This window comes from Streptomyces liliiviolaceus (genome assembly GCF_018070025.1).
GTDB classification, from domain to species: Bacteria; Actinomycetota; Actinomycetes; order Streptomycetales; family Streptomycetaceae; genus Streptomyces; species Streptomyces liliiviolaceus.
Genome location: NZ_JAGPYQ010000001.1, coordinates 263,007 through 280,697 on the forward strand (window position 1 = coordinate 263,007; position 17,691 = coordinate 280,697).

The following is a 17,691-nucleotide window of genomic DNA, read 5'->3' on the forward strand; positions in this document are numbered from 1 at the left end:
CCGGGTCCGGACCCGGACCCGATGGACGGGCTACTCCACCTCTATGCCGTGATCCTGGACCAGCTCCATCAAACCGCCGGTGTACCCCTTGCCACCGAGGACGAAGTCCCAGTCGCCGCCCGCCCGTCGGCGGAAGGAGCCGAGCACCAGCGCGGTCTCGCGAGGTCTCCCGTCGGAGACCTCCAGCTGTCCCAGTTCGGTCATCTCCGGGTCGAGCAGCCGGATCCGGGCGTCGGTGAACCCGGAGAGGTCGGCGTCCGGGTTGACCTCGGGGTCGACCGCGGCCACGAGGACGAACCGGTCCGCCCGCTCCGGCAGCCCGTCGAAGGACACGCAGATCGCGGCCTTGTCGGACCCGGTGGCGGGCAGGGTACGTACCGAACCGTCCGGGGTCTGCGGGTTGTTGAAGAACACGAAGTGCTCGTCGCTGAGGACGCGGTTGCCGGCGCAGACGAGCGCGCACACGTCCAGGGCGACGCTTCCGGTCCAGGACATGCCGAGGACGTTGTAGTCGTCGGGCAGCCGGTCGCCGGTGTCCGGCCGCGCCGCTCCCGCCGACCCCGCCGACCCCGTCACCCCCGCCGCTCCCGCAGCCCGCGCGCCGCCACCACCCGCCCGCTCGCCCTCCCCCAACCGCCCCCGCAGCCCGTGCCGGTGCAGCAGGTCGACGAGCTGGGGGCCGGAGACGAGTTCCAGCGGTTTGCCGTTGGCGAAGGTGTGCGAGCCGGGGCCGAAGCCCGAAGTCGTCACCAGGACGCCCTTGTTGGCCCCGGCGTCCTGCACGGTCCCGTACAAGTCGCGTACGGCGGTGGGCGGGACGGTGTTGCGGTACCGCTTGACCTGTACGACGATCTTGCCGCCCCGGATCGGCGCCGGGTCCAGCGCGTCGACGTCCACGCCGCCGTCGCCGGAGCGCTGGGTCGTCACCGCCTGCATCCCCATGGCCCGGAACAACTCGGCGACGAGGTTCTCGAAGGCGATCGGGTCCATGGCGTACAGGTCGGGTTCCTCGTCACCGCCGTGGGCGACGACACGGTTCCCGACGTCCTGCGGCCGCCGACCGGTCCGTACCGGAGTGAGCTGGTCCGGCCGGGCCGAGAGCTGTCCGCGCAGCGCGTCGGACAGGCAGCTGCCCGCCTCCACCTGCGCGAGGTGCAGCTCGCGGAACGACGAGCGGGCGGCCATGACGGTCGCGAGGAAGATCTGGCCCGGCCGGCCCGTCGTCGGATCATGTCCGTCCACGAAACCGTTCAGGGTCACCGCTTCGAGTGCGCCCAGTTCGTCCGCGGCGAAGAGTTCGTGCAGGACGAGCAGCATGCACTGCGCGAGGACGTCCCGGTACAGCGCCCGCCGCTGACTCACGGGCCGCGGGCTCTCCTTGTCCTGGTCGGTCCCGGCCACGTACCGGACGGACTTGACCTCGGGGACGATGTCGAAGCCGGGCAGCTCCCAGTCCAGCACCAGTTCCCGGGCCGCCGGGTCGTAGGCCGCCGCGACCTGGCGCGGCAGATCCTCCGGCCATGCCGTGGAGGCGTAGAGAGCGGCGGAGAAGTACTCGATCACCGCGTCGGGATCCAGCCGCCGGACGCCCTCGGTCACCTCGGCGACGCCCGCGTTGTGGCGGCGTACGTCGGCAAGCTGAACGTCGGCCCACTGCTGGTACTGCCGCTGGTAGGCGGCCAGTTGCTGCTGCCGGTGCGCCTCCGCGGCCTGGGCGGCGTGCCAGTCGTGCTCGAAGCGCGCCCGGGCCTCGGCCTGTGCCTGGGCCCGGCGGTTGGCGGTCCAGCCGCTCTGCACCTGGTACTGGCCGGCGTCCGGCATGCGTACCGGCTGGGCCAGCGGCCCCGGGGCGAAGGGTTCGACCTCCTCGGGCCGCAGGAGCGAGGACGCCCGGAAGGGGGGAGTCCGGCAGCCCGCGGCGAGCAGGCCCTGCAACGCGGCGACCTGCGCGTCCAGTTCGTCGGTACGGCGTTGCGCCTCGGCCTGCCGGTACTGGCGGTGGCTCTGGGCCGCTCGCCGCTGGTAGGCGAGCGTCTGCTGTTCCGCCCGCCTCCGCTGCCTGGCTTCCGCTTCCAGTTGGCGCTGCTGCTGCCGTTGCACTTCGGCCCACACGCCGACGAAACCAGTAGAGCGACGAGACATGTGCCGCAGGCCCTCCCCAGGACAATGGCAGCCTAAAAGCACATAGTAGGCGTGCCGACCGCCTCATCTACCCCCGCATCCCGCTTCCGTAGGGCCGGGTGAGGATCTCCAGGCTGTGGCCGTTCGGGTCCTCGAAGTACGTGCCGCGACCGCCGTCGTTCGTGTTGATCTCGCTGACGCGGTGGTGGTGCGGGTCCGCCCAGTAGGTGAGTCCGGCGTCCTGGACGCGGGCGAAGATCGTGTCGAAGTCGTCCTCCGAGACCAGGAACGCGTAGTGCTGGGGCGGGATGGACCCGACGGCGTCCATGTAGTCGAGGGTCACCCCGTTCGGGATCCGGACGGGGATGAAGGGGCCGTACGCGGGGCTCACCTCCAGGCCCAGGATGTCGGCGAGAAAGCGGGCGGACGTCTTCTTGTCATGGGCGGCGACGATCGTGTGGTTCAGCTCGACGGTCATCGTGCGGACCTCCTCGGTTCGCCGGTTCGGCAGTTCGGCAGTTTCCGTGTTGCCGTACACATTCACGCTAGGCGACCGCCCGGCGGGACGGCAGCCCCCTGCGGCATACACGGATCAGACAGGTAAGGTAAGCCTTGCCTTAGGCGGCACTCGGTCGCCGGTGATCCAGGCAAACGACATACCGGAGCAAGTTGTGCGCACGTCGGTGGTGAAGACCGTCCTGGCCGTGTCCGTGGTCGGCGGACTGATGGCCGGGTGCTCGGCCTCCGGGGGTTCCGGGGACTCGGGAGCCTCCGGCAGCGGCGGAAGCGGGAGCGGGAGCGGTAAGAACGGCGGCGACCGCAACCTCGTCGCCGGTGCCTCCGAGGGCCCCTCCGCCGCCCCCAGCGCCCTCGCCGACGGCATGGGTACGAAGGCGGCCGACGGCGAGTTCCCCCGTACCGTCGGCCATTTCGAGGGCCGGACCGAGATCGGGAGCGCGCCGAAGCGGATCGCCGCGCTCAGCACCGGGCAGCTCGACGACCTCCTCACCCTCGGAGTCGTACCGGCCGCCACCACCCGCGCCGACAACGCGGGCCTCGTACCCGACTACCTCGCCAGAGCCTTCCCGCAGTACAAGAAGGCTCTGGCGAGGACGACCGACGCGGGGACGCGGACCGCGCCCAACCTGGAGACGCTGGCCGCCGCGAAGCCGGACCTCATCCTCGCCAACGACTCGCTCGGCGACCTCTACCCCAAGCTGTCGAAGATCGCCCCCACCGTGATCACCGCGGGCAACGGCGTCAACTGGAAGCGGGACCTGCTGCTCGTCGGCGACGCCGTCGGCAAGGGCGAGCAGGCTCGGAAGCTCCTCGACGAGCACGCCGAGGACGCCGCCGCGGCGGGCGCGAAGACCGGCGGGGCGGACACCTCGGTCTCCATGGTGCGGTTCACCCCCGACCGGACCCGGATGTTCGGCGTCTCCTCCTTCACCGGCTCGATCGCCGTCGACATGGGGCTGGGCCGGCCCGAGTCCCAGCGGTTCAAGGCCATTTCGCAGGACATCGGAGCCGAGAGCATCGATGTCGCCGACGGCGACTGGATCTTCTACTCCGTGCAGGGCGACGAGGGGAGGACCGACGCGGGCAGCGTGCTCGCGGGACCGCTGTGGAAGTCGATGAAGGCGGTCGGGGCCGGGCACACCGTCAAGGTCGACGACGACCCCTGGTACCTGAACGCGGGCCCCACGGCGGCACGCCTGGTCGTACGACAGCTCACCGACTCCCTCGGCAAGTAGCGGCGGACGGCGAACGGCAGACGAGCAGAGGCGCGAGAGACCACCCGTGAGAGACCGTCCGACCGTACGCGTCGCCTGGCTGGCCACCGCCCTCCTCCTCGCCCTCGCCACGGTCGCCCTGAGCCTCGCCGTCGGCACCCGCCAGGTGCCGCTGTCCGCCGTGCTCGACGCGCTGGTGCACGGCGGCGGCTCACGGGACGCGCTGGTCGTACGGTCGCTGCGGCTGCCCCGTACCGAGGTCGGGCTCGCCGCCGGGGCCGCGCTCGGCCTCTCCGGGGCGGCACTTCAGGCCGTCACCCGCAACCCGCTGGCCGACCCGGGGATCCTCGGGCTGAGCCAGGGGGCTGCGGCCGGGGTGGTGTTCGCGATCGCGGGCGGCCTCGCGAACGGCTTCGGCGGCTACGTCTGGTACGCCTTCACGGGCGCCGTGGTGGCCGCGTTCCTGGTGTACGCGGTGGCCTCACGCGGCCGGGGCGGCGCCTCCCCGGTGAAACTCGCGCTCGCCGGTACCGCGCTGTCCGCGATGGTGGCCGGCGCCACCACCGTGGTCCTGACGTCGAGTTCGGCGACGCTCGACCAGTTCCGGTTCTGGCAGGTGGGCGCGTTGAGCGGACGCGACGCGGGGACGGTCGGCAGGATGCTGCCCTTCCTCGCGGCGGGCACGCTGCTGGTGCTCGTCTGCGCCCGCGGCCTGGACGCCCTCGCGCTCGGCGACGACACCGCCCGCGCCCTGGGCCACAGGGTCCAGCTCGTACGGGGTGGTGCGGCGCTCGGGGCGACGGTCCTGACCGCGGCCGCGGTGGCCGCCGCCGGCCCGATCGCCTTCATCGGCCTCGCCGTCCCGCACCTGGCCCGCCGGCTGGTCGGGGGCGGCCACCGCTGGGCACTCCCTCTGTCCGCCCTGCTCGGGGCGGCGCTGCTGCTCGCGGCGGACGTCGCGGGCCGGGTCGTACGGGCCCCCGCGGAGGTACCGGCGGGCGTGATGACGGCACTCGTCGGGGTGCCGGTACTGGTGGTCCTGGTACGCCGGAAAGCGGTGGCGGTATGACGACGGCACCCCGGGAACGCCCCCGCGACCCCGACCAGGCCCGCAACCCCGACCACGCCCGCTACCCCGACTCGGCGGGCCTCGTCGCGATCCGCCGAGGCTCCCTCTCCCTGCTCCTCCACCGCCGCTCGGCAGCGGTCGTGGCCGTGCTCGTCGTCCTCCTCGCGGGGGTGATGCTGCTCGCGGCCTGCGTCGGCCAGACGTACGTTCCACCGGGCGAGGTGTGGCGGGTCCTGCGCGGCCACCCGGGCCCGTACGACCTGGTCGTCGGTGAGCTGCGAGTACCGCGGATCGTGCTCGGGGCGCTGGTGGGTGCCGCGCTGGGCATGTCCGGGGCCCTTGTGCAGACCGTCACGCGCAACCCGCTGGCCAGCCCGGACGTCATCGGCGTCGGGCACGGGGCGGCGGCCGCGACGGTCCTGGCGCTGGCCACCGGTACGGTCGCCTCGCCGGGCGCGCTCCCGGCCGTCTCCGTCGCGGGCGGTCTCGCGGCGGCCGCGCTCGTGTACGTGCTGGCCTGGCGGCACGGTATGCAGCCCAGCCGTTTCGTACTGACCGGGGTGGGCATCGGCGTGGCCCTTTCCGCGGTCGTCCAGCTCTACCTCACCGAGAGCGAACTGGCGGCGGCCGAGCAGGTCAAACTGTGGCTGACCGGCAGCCTCAACGGACGCGGCTGGGACCAGGCGGTCCCCCTGACCTGGGTCCTGCTCCTGACCCTGCCCGCGCTGGTGTGGGCGAGCCGGGCGCTGCGCCCGCTGGGCCTGGACCCCGACACGGCCGCGGCGCTCGGCGTCCGCGTGCACCGCACGCAGCTCGCGCTGACGGTCCTGGGCGTGATCCTCGCGGCGACCGCCACGGGGGCGGCGGGCCCGATCGGCTTCATCGCCCTCACGGCCCCCCAGCTCTCCCGCCGCCTGACCCGCTCGCCCCAGCTCCCCCTCACGACGTCGGCCCTGACAGGCGCGCTGATCCTGGTAACCGCGGACCTGACCGCCCGCACGCTGATGCCCCCACTGGAAATCCCGGTGGGGGCACTGACAGCACTGGTGGGCGGCCCGTACCTGCTCTGGCTACTGACCGCTCCGAAGAGTTGAAAGGCAGGGGCGCAGCCCCGCCCTTCAGAGGCGCGGGGAACTGCGCGACCAGCCACAGCGGACCCGCAGAGAACAACGCACCCGAGCGGAGCTAAATCGTGGCCGCGTCGATCACGAACCGGTACCGCACATCACTGCCGAGCACCCGCTCATACGCAGCATTGATCTCACTCGCACTGATCAGCTCGATCTCCGCCCCGAACCCGTGCGCGGCACAGAAGTCCAACATCTCCTGCGTCTCGCGAATCCCCCCGATCCCCGACCCGGCAAGGGTCTTGCGCCCCCCGATCACGGAGAACAGGTTCAGGGACACCGGCTCCTCGGGCGCCCCCACGTTCACGAACGCGCCATCGGTCCGAAGCAGGGACAGGAACTTGTCCAGGTCCAGCGGAGCGGAAACGGTCGAGAGGATCAGGTCGAACGACCCCCGCAGTTCCTCGAAGGTCTTGGGGTCACTGGTCGCGTAGTAGTGGTCGGCGCCGAGCTTCAGCCCGTCGTCCTTCTTCCGGAGCGACTGCGAGAGCACGGTCACCTCCGCACCGAGCGCGTGCGCGATCTTGACGCCCATGTGCCCGAGGCCGCCCATGCCGAGGATCGCGACCTTCTTGCCGGGCCCGGCGTTCCAGTGCTTGAGCGGGGAGTACGTGGTGATGCCGGCGCACAGCAGCGGCGCGGCCTCGTCGAGGGCCAGGCCCTCGGGGATACCGACGGTGAAGGCCTCGTCGACCACGATGTGGGTCGAGTAGCCGCCGTAGGTGTTCTCGCCGCTGCGGTCGACGGCGTTGTACGTGCCGGTGTTGCCCTCGACGCAGTACTGCTCAAGGCCAGCCTTGCAGTTCTCGCACTCGCGGCAGGAGTCGACCATGCAGCCGACGCCGACGCGGTCGCCGACGGCGAACTTGGTGACACCGGAGCCGACCTCGGTGACGATGCCGGCGATCTCGTGGCCGGGGACCATCGGGAAGATGGCCTCGCCCCAGCCTTCACGGGCCTGGTGGATGTCGGAGTGACAGATACCGGCGAACTTGATCTCGATGAGGACGTCCTGCTCGCCGACCGGGCGACGCTCGATGGTGGTGCGCTCCAGCGGAGCCTTGGCGGCGGGGGCGGCGTATGCGGCGACAGTGGTCATGCGGAGGGTTCTCCTAAGGAGTGGATCTGCGCCCGGCCTGCCTTCCGGCCGGGTACGGCGTCCAGCCTGCTCCGCCTGCCTGTTTTCACCCAGACCACGGTGTTTCGTACGTCCACTGGTCCTACTACTGGCGGGGGCAGGCTCGCAGGCGTACGACCGTGTAGCAGCGTGAATACTGGACGTATGGACGAACAGCCCTCTCAGGAGCCCACCGGCGGGACCGGCCAGGAACCGGGACGGCGGCTGGACCGGCGCGCCGAGCTCAGCGAGTTCCTGCGCACCCGCCGGGCCCGGCTGAAGCCGGAGGACGTCGGGCTGCCGGACTTCGGGCGGCACCGCCGGGTGCCGGGGCTGCGCCGCGAGGAGCTGGCGCAGCTGGCCGGGGTGTCCGTGGCGTACTACACCCGCCTTGAGCAGGGCAACGGACGGAACGTGTCGGCGGAGGTGCTCGACGCGATCGCCCGCGCCCTGCGGCTGACCGGCGCGGAGCACGCGCATCTGACGCATCTCGCGAAGCCCAAGCAGCACAAGAAGAAGGTGTCGGCCCGGCCGCAGCAGGTGCGGGTCGCCATGCGGCAGCTGATCGACTCCTTCGACAGTGTGCCCGCGTACGTCGTGGGGCGGCGCTCGGACATCCTCGTGTGGAACCGGATGGCGGCGGCCGTCTTCGGGGACTGGTCCCAGACACCGGCGCAGGAGCGGAACTGGGCGCGGATGGTGTTTCTGCGGCCCGAGTACCGCGAGCTGTTCGTGGAGTGGGAGCAGAAGGCGTCCGACATGGTGAGTTTTCTGCGGATGGACGCGGGCTGTCATCCGGACGATCCGCGGTTGTCGGCGCTCGTCGGGGAGCTGTCGGTGAAGAGCGAGGAGTTCCGGCGGTTGTGGGCGACGCATGACGTCAAGGAGAAGAGTCATGGGGTGAAGCGGCTGCATCATCCTCTGGTGGGTGAGCTGACGCTTTCCTTCGAGACGTTCAAGCTCGTCGACGACGAGGAGTTGTCGATGGTGACGTATCACCCGGAGCCGGGGTCCGCCTCTGCCGAGGCGCTCCGTCTGCTGGCCAGCTGGGGCACGGACGCGGTCCAGGCGGGCACGTCGGCGCCGAGGCAATAGCTTTTTTTCCCTCGCCCCCGCCGCCCCTACCCATTCCCGTAACCACCTCAGGGGCTCCGCCCCCGAACCCCCGCTCCTCAAACGCCGGAGGGGCTGAAATGAAATCCCCGGCGGGGCTGCAAGCCGAAAGACAGGGGCGCAGCCCCGTCTCAAGGGGCGCGGGGAACTGCGCGACCAGCCCCCACCGGCCCGCAGACGAACACAGCCCGGGGCCGGGGCGCAGCCCCGCCTTTCAGGGGCGCGGGGAACTGCGCGACCAGCCCCCACCGGACCCGCCGCCGGAATCGTCTCAGGCCCCGCCCTCCCGGTACGGCGGAGCCGAACCCCACGACCATTGCGGAACCGGCTGCTCGGCCGGCGGCGTCGCGTCCGGGCCCGAGAAGTACACGGCCAACCGCGTCCCCCACTCCGCGTAAGCGAGAAACGCGGACCGGAACTCCGCGTCGGAAGGCAGCCCCGCGTCGTCCGCCGCGTCCTGCAACAGGTTCACCCACCGCCGCCGCTGCACCTCGGTGATGCCCTTCCCCAGGTGCTTGGCGACCATGTGCCCGTGCCCTCCTTGCGTCTCGGAGTAGACCGGCGGCCCCCCGAAGACCTCCCCGAACCAGGACGCCACATGCGCCGCGTGCTCGGCGGCGAGCCCTTCGAAGACGGGGGCCAGGACGTCGTCCTTGAGGACCTTGTCGTAGAACACCTCGGTGAGGCGGCCGAAGGCCTCGGCGCCCCCGGCCCAGGCGTACAGCGTGGGCACGGCCGCCCCCGTCCCCCGTACCGTCGTCGGCTTGTAGTGGCGGGTCTCCTCCACGAACCGGGAGAAGGGGCCGATCTCGGCGACGAAGTCGGTGAACAGCTCGGACTCGCGGAACCCCTCGACATGGTCCTCGGTGGACGTCCAGGTGATCCGGAGCACGTAGTGCTGGAAGTCGTCCTCGCAGCGGGCCAGCTCGTAGTCGACGCACTGCGGGGCGGCCGCGAGGTGCGCGGCGGCCCGGGAGTACGCGGCGAGGAACAGCGCCGACTGCTCCTCGGGGATGAGGTAGCGGATGTATTCAACGGTGTGCGCGGTCATACCCCCCGCATACCCGGACGGCCCGCCGGCAGCTCTGCTTCCGGCGGGCCGTTCTTACGCGTCAGCGGTCAGTGGGCGACCCTTCGGTCACTTCCCGTAGTACGCGTTGTAGATCGAGATCGTCGACTTGTTCCCCTTCTTGTCGGCGATCTTGGCGTGGAACGAGATCCCCTTGCCCTTGGCCGGGTTGGTGATCGCGATCTTGCCGTTCTTGACCGTGACCTTCTTCCAGGTCTGGCCGTAGTCGTACGACACGTACACCGACAGGGACTTCAGGTTCGAGCCCGCCGCCGAGCCCTGGACGGTCACCGGGACGGAGACCTTCTTGTCCGCCGGGGCCCTGCTGTCCAGGCCGACGGCCGCGTCGAAGCGGATCGAGGACGCGGGCAGCTTGGCCAGGTCGGCCTTCTTGGAGCGGAAGGTCCAGCTGGCGTCGACGCGGGTGGAGGCCGCGGCGACCTTGACGGTCCGCTTGACCGAGGTCGTCAGCTTGTACGCGGCGTCACCGGCCGGGACCTTGAAGGTGCCGTCCCCGACCAGCGGGTCGCTGTTCGAGCCGACCTTGGCGCCGTTGCGGTAGAGGGTCGTGGTGACCGACGAGTAGAGCGAGGAACCGGAGTGGGTCTTGCCGTCGGCGAACAGCGGCAGGTAGCCGTAGATGCCGTTGCCCTCGCGGTACAGGCCGAAGGTGGAGCTCAGGCGCGGGCCGAAGACCGCCGTGTTGAAGGTCTTCTCGTAGCTCTTGCCGGCCGCCCACGTCTGCGGGGTGCCGAGCGTGTAGAAGGCCTCGACGATCGGCCAGCCCCATTCGTCGACTCCGCCGTGCTGCTCGAATTCGAGGTTCCACCTGACCCCGCCCGCGGTGGACACGTGCACGGTCCGCGTGCCGGGCAGCGTCTGCTGGACGCTGATCGCGGAGGAGCCGGAGCTGCCGGGCAGCGAGCCCCAGGCGGTGAGCGCGCCCTTCTTGCCGCTCGCCGAGGCGCCCAGGCCGGTCTTCACCGTGGCCAGCTCGCTCGCCTTGTAGTGCTTGGTGTAACCGGTGGCGACCTGCTTGACCTTGGCGCCGGCGGTGGTGTCGTACTCCTCGGCGGGCTTGGTCCAGTGGCCGTCCCACTGCTGGTACAGCGAGCCGTCCGTGATCTGCGGACCGGCGTGCGCGGAACGGAAGTTGGCGTACGTGTCCAGCCACCAGCCGAACGAGTAGCTGCTGTTGCCGACGTCCAGCGTGTAGTCCGCGGAGGCGAACTCCGACGTGGCCGCCGCGTCGGGCACGGTGATGTCGACCGGCTTGGCGGTCCGCGCGTCCACCGTGATCGTGGCGCTCTTGGTGACGCTCAGCTTCGGCTGGGCCACCCAGTCGGCGCCCTTGGCGAAGTCCTCCGGGTCGACGAAGAACGCCGAGTCGAGGATGTAACCGCCCTTGGGGACACGGACCTTGACGGTGCCGGACGCGTCGTAGGGCGAGTACCACTTCTCCTTGGAGAGCCCGGAGACCCCGGAGAGGTTGGCGTTGTAGTACTTGGCCGCGTTGCCGTCGCGGTCGATGAACTTGAGCGTGAGGTCGTACGACTCCACCTCGCGTTGCACCGCCGCCGCCGTGCGTACGCTCTGGCCGCCGCCGGTCGCCGTCACGTACGCGGAGTAGGCGCCGTCGACCGTGCCGCCCAGCTTGCTGTTGGCCGTGAGGTCGGCGGAGGCCGTGCCGCCCGCCGGGACGGTCAGCGTCTTGGCGCCGAGCGTGAAGAAACCGGCCGGAGCGGCCTGCCCCTTCGGGTCGGTGGCCGCCACCGCGAGGTTCAGCGTGACGTCGGTCTTGCCGAGGTTGCGGTAGGTGACCTTCTTGGTGACCGGGGTGTCGTCGGTGTGCGGCCACTGCTGGACGCCGAAACTCACCGACGAGGGGTCGGCGACGACGGTCTGCTTGATGGCCTTGTCGACCTGGATGCGGCCCGAACCCTGCTGGAACGGCGTGTACGTGCCGCCCTTGGCGGAGCCCGTCAGCGCGCCCTTGAGCTCGGCGTACGTCCAGTCGGGGTGCTGCTGCTTGAGGATCGCCGCGGCGCCCGCGACATGCGGGGTGGCCATCGACGTACCCGAGATGGTCACGTAGCCGGCCGGCTTCTCGCCGACCTCCTGGGCGATGACGCTGCCCGGGGCGGAGGCGGCCGTGATGTCCACGCCGGGCGCGGTCACGTCGGGCTTGATCTGCCCGTCGAGGCCGGGGCCCCGGCTGGAGAACGAGGCCAGCTTGTCCTTGTCGTCGACGGCGCCCACGGTGAGCGCGGCCTCCGCGCTGCCCGGGGAGCCGATCGTCTGCTCGCCGAAGTCGCCCTCGTTGCCCGCGGCGATGGCGAAGAGGATGCCCTTCTCCTTGGACAACTTGTTGACCTGCGCTTCGAGCGGGTCGATGTCGGGGGTGTCCCCGCCGCCGAGGCTGAGGTTCACGACGTCGGCGCCCTGTTCGGCCGCCCAGTCCATCCCGGCGAGGATGCCGGAGTCGTCGCCGTAGCCGGTGTCGTCGAGCACCTTGCCGTTGAGCAGCCGAGCACCGGGCGCGACGCCCTTGTACTTCCCGGCCGACTTGGCGCCCGTACCGGCCACGATGGACGCGACGTGCGTGCCGTGGCCGTACTTGTCGGTCGCGTCGGGGGCGGCGGAGAAGTTCTTCTCGGCGACGACCTGGTTCTTGAGGTCGTCGTGGGTCGCGTCGACACCGGTGTCGAGGACGGCGACCTTGATGCCCTTGCCGTCGAAGCCAGCGGCCCACGCCTTGTCGGCGCCGATCTGCGGAACGGACTTGTCTAGGCTGGCCTTGCGGACCCCGTCGAGCCATACGTGGGCGATGCCGGAGGCGGTGCTCGCGCCGCCGAACCGGGTGTCGGTGACCGCGGCCCACAGGTCGGGCGCGTCGCCCTTGGGCGTCAGCACCGCGTCCGCGTTCAGCGACGTGAGGGTCCTGCGGACCTTGGTGTCACCGGCGTCACGGACGTCCGCCTTGGCCGCCGCGGCGGTGCCGCGGTAGCCGACGATCAGCTTGAGGCCCTGCTTCTGCGCCTTGCGGCCGGCCGCGGTGCTCAGCTCGGTGACGTCGAAGAGCCGCCGGTCGAGCTTGCCGTCGGCTATCAGCCGTGCCGCGTCGGCCGGCACGACGAGGGTGTGCCCGTCGGCCTTGCGTATCTGGACGGGTATCCCCTCGCGGCCCTTGGCCCGCTCCAGGCCGAGGACACGGCCCTTGGCGTCGACGACGACACGGTCGCCGGTGATCAGGGTGACGCGGTGCTTGGGCGTGGCCCGTACGGCCTGGTCGGCGGCCGTACGCTCGGGCTGTGCCGACGCCGGGCTGGTCATGCCCGCCGCCAGGGCCACGGCTGACGCCGCGGCGATCGTGGCCACGCACGCTCTTTTCACTTGTCTGCGCAAGTCTCCCCCTGGAGATCAGGTCCGGGATGAACCCCCGTTCACCCGGCCGGGGGGCATTCCGTACGCATGCTCGCGCGTAACCCCCCGGAATACTCAGTATGCCGGGGGGTGAACGGGTGCTCAATAGCGAGACGACCGTCAGGAGTTCGCGTTTTCCTTGACGGTGATCTTCCCCTTCCGGATCGTGGCGACCCTGGGGGCCTTTTTCGCGAGCGCGGAATCGTGCGTGACCATGATGAAAGTGAGCCCGTGCTCCTTCCACATGGTGTCGAGTACGTCCATGATCTCGTCGCGCATCGACTCGTCGAGGTTGCCGGTCGGTTCGTCGGCGAGCAGCACCTTCGGCTGCTTGACCAGGGCACGGGCGATGGCGACGCGCTGCTGCTGACCGCCGGAGAGTTCGGCGGGCAGATGTCCGGCCCGCTCGGCGAGCCCGACGGACTCCAGTGCGGCGGCCGCCCTTTCCCGCCGTTCCCGCACCTTCACCTTCAGCGGTACGAGGGCGGTCTCCACGTTCTCCTGGGCGGTGAGCGTGGGAATGAGATTGAAGCTCTGGAATACGAATCCGATGTTCTCGCTGCGCACTTTGGTCAGTTTGGTCTCGGACAATCTGGCGAGATCTGTTCCGTCCAGCTCGATGCTTCCGCCGGTGGGGCGGTCGAGGCCGCCGAGCATCTGGAGGAGGGTGGATTTTCCGCCGCCGGTGGGGCCCTGGATGACCAGGCGGTCGCCGTCCGCGATGGTCAGGTCGACGCCGGCGAGGGCGTGGACGGTCTCCTTGCCCCGCTTGTACTGCTTGGTGATGCCTTTGAGTTCGTACACGTGTGGCTCCTGGGCCGGGCGCTCCGCCGGGAGGGGGCGCGGTATGAAAAGGTGCGGGCCGTCCGGGGCTGGTCGCGCAGTTCCCCGCGCCCCTGACGGGGCGCGGGCTACTCGACCCGGCGCAGTGCGTCCGCCGGGCGGAGGCGGGAGGCGCGCCAGCCGCCGAACGCGCCGGCGATCAGGCCGCCCGCCACGGCGAGGCCCACCGCGATCGCGATCGTGTCGAGGGCGACGGGTGCCGTGAGGGTCACGTCGAGGGCCTTGGCGGCCGCCTGGCGGGCCGGGCCGCCCATGCCGCCGCCACCGGGGCCCCCACCGCCGCCGGGGCCGCCCATGCCCCCGCCCGTGGAGGCGAGTTCGGCCTGGAGCGTCGGGCTGATCGCGGTGACGGCGTACGCGCCGCCGAGACCGAGCGCGATCCCGAGGACACCGCCGACCAGTCCGTTGACGACGGCCTCCCCGACGACCTGCCGGGTGACGCGGCCGGACTTCCAGCCGAGCGCCTTCAGCGTGCCGAACTCCCGTACGCGACGGGACACGGCCGAGGAGGTGAGCAGTCCCGCGACCAGGAACGCGGCCACGAGCACCGCGATCGACAGCCACTTGCCCACGTTCGAGGCGAGGTCGGACGCGGTGGACAGGGACCCGGACACCGTGTCCGCGAGGTCGGCGGAGGTCGTCACCGTCGTACCGTCGATGTTCTTCTGGATGGTCGACTTGACGCTGTCGATCTGCTGCGAGTCGGACGCCTTGACGTAGATCGTGGTGACCTTGTTCTTGGAGTCGCTGATCGTCTGCGCCTGCTTGAGCGGGATGTACAGGTTGGCCGCCGCGTCGCCGCTGTCGGGGGTCGCGATGCCGATGACCTTGTACTTGACGCTCTTGACGGTGACGGTGTCACCGAGGGCGAGCTTCTTCTCCTTGGCGTAGGACTTGTCGGCGACGACGACCTTCGCGTCGGTCTCCGAGGTCTTGAACGTACGGCCGCTGGTGATCTTCGAGGAGGTCAGCGGGCCGAGGTCCGGCTTGGTGACGTCCGTGCCGTACACCGAGTAGTTGTTGACGTCGAAGTCGGCGCCGCCGCCCTCGACGCGGCCCTGCGGGGACTGCTGGGCACCGGGGCCGCCGCCCTGCCCGTTGCCACCGCCGCCGCCCTGCTGCTGGTCCTGCCGGAACTCGCCCCGCTGGAACTGTCCGCTGACCTTGATGACCTGGAGGCTGAGCCCGCCGACGGCGTCCGAGACGCCCTTCTGCGTATCGACCTTGGAGACCGTGTCGGCCGCCAGGGTCTGGAAGCCCTGCACCATGACGCGGTCGCTGCTCTGCTCCTCGTCGGAGTCACCGTCCCGGGCGTCGAACTGGAAGCGCGGGCGCTCGCCCGTGTTCGACTGGGCCTGGGCCGCCTTGGTGACCGTCATGTCCGTGCCCAGCCCGTACAGCGACTGGAGGACCTTGCCCTGCGCCTTCTCCATGCCGGACGACACGGAACTGACCACGATGACCAGGGCGATGCCCAGGGCGAGTCCGGAGGCGACGACGAGCGCCGCCTTTCTGCGGCGGCGCAGTTCGCGCCTCAGATAGGTGAAGAACATGGCCGCAAGCTAGGGACGGCGTGTGATGGAGGGATAAGCCCCGCATAAGAGAAGGATGAGAAGGCTGTGCAGAACCCCGGAAAGGCCCGCCAGCGGGCTGTGCGGGCACCGGGAAGGCTGTGAAAACGCCGAGGGCGGCTGCTCGTGATGAGCAACCGCCCTCGGGACGAGGAGTGTTCGGGCCGGAGGATCAGGCGGCCGAACCGGCCTTCCACGCCGCCCAGTCCAGGTTCCAGCCGTTGAGGCCGTTGTCCGGGGCGACGGTCTTGTCACCGGTGTTCCGCACGTCCACGACGTCACCGACGATCGAGTGGCTGTAGAACCAACCACCGGGTGAGTTCGTGTCGTTGGCACCCTTGGTGTCCGACAGGCCCACACAGCCGTGGCTGGTGTTGACGCTGCCGAAGATGGACTTGGCGCCCCAGTAGTTGCCGTGGATGAACGTGCCGGAGTTCGACAGACGCATCGCGTGCGGGACGTCCTTGATGTCGTACTCGCCCTTGCCGTCGTCGTCCGTGAAGCCCACGGTCGCGCCGTTCATCCGGGTCTCCTTGAACTTCTCGGAGATCACCATCTGGCCCTGGTACGTCTTGTTCTCGGGCGAGCCGGCCGAGATCGGGATGGTCCGGATCGTCTTGCCGTCCTGCGTGACCTTCATCGTCTTCGTCTTGGCGTCGACGATCGAGACCTGGTTGCGGCCGATCTTGAAGGTGACCGTCTTCTGCTGCACACCGAACACGCCGTCCGCGCCCTCGACACCGTCGAGGTTCAGCTTCAGGGTGACGGTGGAGTTGCCCTTCCAGTACTCCTCGGGGCGGAAGTCCAGGCGGTTGGCGTTGAACCAGTGCCCGACGACCTCCTGGCCGCTGGTCGACGAGACGGTGATGCCCTTCTGGACGTCCGCCTTGTTCGTGATCGCCTTGTCGAAGTTGATCGAGACCGGCATACCGACGCCGACGGTGGAACCGTCCTCGGGCGTGAAGTTGCCGATGAAGCTGTTGGCCGGGGAGACCGTCGTGAACGACGCGTTCTCGTGGGCGGCGCGGCCGTCCGAGTCCTTGGCCGTCGCGGCGATCTTGTAGGCGGTGGCGCGCTCCAGCTGACCGCTGGGCTTCCAGCTCTTCTTGTCGGCGGATATCTCGCCCTCGACGGCGGCACCGGCCGCCGTCTTCATGGTCACGTCGCTCAGTGTGCCCTTGGTCACAGTGACCGCGGCGGCGTTGTTGATGGAGGCGTTGTCGGAGCCGTCCTTGGGCGTGATCTTGATCTGGGCCTCGGACGTCTTCTTCGCCGCGGCCTCGTCGACCTTCGACTGCGAGGAGCCGTCCCCTTCGTCGTCGCCCTTGGGGTTGTCGCCGCCCCCTCCGCTGCACGCAGAGAGCATCAGCACCCCGCCGAGCAGTGCGGACGCGACCGTCAGGCCCTTGCGCCGCTTACTGTCCGTCATCACACGCTTCTCCATCGTTGCCGAATCCCCTGAACCACGAGAGTCCCCGTAACACCAATTAACGCTACGACCGGTTCGTCCCGTTCCACATCCATCACGGGTGTGGGGCATGCCACGTCGATCCTCAGGGATACGCCTGGTGCGGGTGTCGGTCACTGCGTCCCCTGAGACGACAGAACCCCGGGTGGCGGTTGCCGCCCGGGGTCATGAATTCTCCCGAGCGGTGTCAGCCGGTCGCTTCTTTCTCGTCCGAGGCGTCATCATCCTCGTCCAGGTCCCAATCCGGCGAATCGGGGTCGTAGTCGATGTGCTCGCTGCTCCACGAGGCCTGGGCGAGTTCGACCCCGGGCAGGTCCGCGACCAGGTCGAACGGGTCGACGAGGTACGCGAGGGCCTCGGCCGTGTTGTGCGTCACGGTGCTCTCGGCGTGGGCCCGTTCGTCGGCCGGGATCTCGGAATCCTCGGCCATGCGGGTCAGCGCCGCCTTGGTCAGCGCGTTCTCGTCGTCGACCTCGACGACCAATTCGACGTGCAACCGCACAAAACGTGATGTCTCAGGTGTGCTCATACCTCGGAGCGTACGGCTCTTGGCCACCGTGACTTTCCCGTGACCCGCACCTTTCACTAACATCGCCCCACACGGCCAATTCGCCAGCGTCACAAGGGGATCGATATTCCGTGTCCGCACGTCGATCGTTGCTGACCGCCACCGCTGCGGGGACCCTCCTGGGTGCCCTGTGGTTCGTCCCGTCCGCCAACGCGACGGACGACAAGCCGGCGGAGCACACCACACAGACGACGACCACGACGGTGGTCCGCACAGCGGCACACACCTCCACGAACACGACGGAGGAGACCGCCACAGACACGACTGAGACGACAGACACGACCCAGACCCGCCTGGCCGACACGGGAAGCTTCGACACGACCCCGTACGTGGCGGGCGGCACGCTGTTCCTGGCCCTGGGGGCGGGGTTCGTCGTCTACTCGGTCCGCAGGGAGCGCATGACGGAGTTCTGAGCCCCGTCAGGGGCGCGGGGAACTGCGCGACCGGCCACGACGAACCCGCAGCCGCC

The 17,691-nt window shown here is 70.0% G+C and carries 14 protein-coding genes; 5 read left to right on the plus strand and 9 right to left on the minus strand.

Annotated elements, in window-relative coordinates:
* Window positions 1-30 precede the first annotated feature (30 nt).
* Complete coding sequence (locus J8N05_RS01135; protein WP_210880629.1) at window positions 31-2,142, minus strand: restriction endonuclease; 2,112 nt, start codon at window positions 2,140-2,142, stop codon at window positions 31-33.
* A 67-nt stretch (window positions 2,143-2,209) separates the two neighbouring features.
* Window positions 2,210-2,599 carry a VOC family protein gene (locus tag J8N05_RS01140; protein ID WP_210880630.1) on the minus strand — a complete coding sequence of 130 codons (390 nt, stop codon included), beginning with the start codon at window positions 2,597-2,599 and terminating at the stop codon, window positions 2,210-2,212.
* Window positions 2,600-2,792: 193 nt separating this feature from the next.
* On the opposite strand from J8N05_RS01140, the gene J8N05_RS01145 reads away from it, so the two are divergent.
* From J8N05_RS01145 to J8N05_RS01155, 3 genes are read left to right on the plus strand one after another with little or no spacing between them, the layout of a single operon-like run.
* Window positions 2,793-3,875: an ABC transporter substrate-binding protein gene (locus tag J8N05_RS01145; protein WP_247706098.1), complete on the plus strand. Its 1,083-nt coding sequence runs from the start codon at window positions 2,793-2,795 to the stop codon at window positions 3,873-3,875.
* 46 nt (window positions 3,876-3,921) lie between these two features.
* A complete protein-coding gene (locus tag J8N05_RS01150; RefSeq protein WP_210880631.1) occupies window positions 3,922-4,923 on the plus strand; it encodes a FecCD family ABC transporter permease in 1,002 nt (333 codons plus the stop codon).
* Complete coding sequence (locus tag J8N05_RS01155) at window positions 4,920-6,017, plus strand: FecCD family ABC transporter permease (protein ID WP_210880632.1); 1,098 nt, start codon at window positions 4,920-4,922, stop codon at window positions 6,015-6,017. Before J8N05_RS01150 ends, J8N05_RS01155 begins: the two co-directional genes overlap by 4 nt.
* 91 nt (window positions 6,018-6,108) lie before the next feature.
* On the opposite strand, the gene J8N05_RS01160 is transcribed toward J8N05_RS01155, so the two are convergent.
* Window positions 6,109-7,149, minus strand: a complete 1,041-nt coding sequence (locus tag J8N05_RS01160; protein WP_210880633.1) for an NAD(P)-dependent alcohol dehydrogenase — start codon at window positions 7,147-7,149, stop codon at window positions 6,109-6,111.
* A 183-nt stretch (window positions 7,150-7,332) separates the two neighbouring features.
* On the opposite strand from J8N05_RS01160, the gene J8N05_RS01165 reads away from it, so the two are divergent.
* Entirely contained in the window at window positions 7,333-8,262 is a 930-nt protein-coding gene (locus J8N05_RS01165; RefSeq protein ID WP_210880634.1) for a helix-turn-helix transcriptional regulator, read from the plus strand.
* Between the two features lie 289 nt (window positions 8,263-8,551).
* Here J8N05_RS01165 and J8N05_RS01170 read toward each other — a convergent pair whose 3' ends face one another.
* From J8N05_RS01170 to J8N05_RS01195, 6 genes are all read right to left on the minus strand, one after another.
* Window positions 8,552-9,331, minus strand: a complete 780-nt coding sequence (locus J8N05_RS01170; protein ID WP_210880635.1) for a globin domain-containing protein — start codon at window positions 9,329-9,331, stop codon at window positions 8,552-8,554.
* 87 nt (window positions 9,332-9,418) lie between these two features.
* A complete protein-coding gene (locus J8N05_RS01175; protein ID WP_407699960.1) occupies window positions 9,419-12,682 on the minus strand; it encodes a S8 family serine peptidase in 3,264 nt (1,087 codons plus the stop codon).
* Window positions 12,683-12,892: 210 nt separating this feature from the next.
* Window positions 12,893-13,576 (minus strand): ABC transporter ATP-binding protein, encoded by a 684-nt coding sequence (locus J8N05_RS01180; RefSeq protein ID WP_210880637.1) that lies wholly within the window; start codon window positions 13,574-13,576, stop codon window positions 12,893-12,895.
* A gap of 107 nt (window positions 13,577-13,683) precedes the next feature.
* Complete coding sequence (locus tag J8N05_RS01185) at window positions 13,684-15,168, minus strand: ABC transporter permease (RefSeq protein WP_210880638.1); 1,485 nt, start codon at window positions 15,166-15,168, stop codon at window positions 13,684-13,686.
* A gap of 190 nt (window positions 15,169-15,358) precedes the next feature.
* Window positions 15,359-16,630, minus strand: coding sequence for a L,D-transpeptidase (locus J8N05_RS01190; protein ID WP_210880639.1), 1,272 nt, complete (start codon window positions 16,628-16,630; stop codon window positions 15,359-15,361).
* A gap of 211 nt (window positions 16,631-16,841) precedes the next feature.
* Window positions 16,842-17,183, minus strand: a complete 342-nt coding sequence (locus J8N05_RS01195; protein ID WP_210880640.1) for a hypothetical protein — start codon at window positions 17,181-17,183, stop codon at window positions 16,842-16,844.
* 110 nt (window positions 17,184-17,293) lie between these two features.
* On the opposite strand from J8N05_RS01195, the gene J8N05_RS01200 reads away from it, so the two are divergent.
* Complete coding sequence (locus J8N05_RS01200) at window positions 17,294-17,635, plus strand: LAETG motif-containing sortase-dependent surface protein (protein WP_247706099.1); 342 nt, start codon at window positions 17,294-17,296, stop codon at window positions 17,633-17,635.
* Window positions 17,636-17,691: the final 56 nt, after the last annotated feature.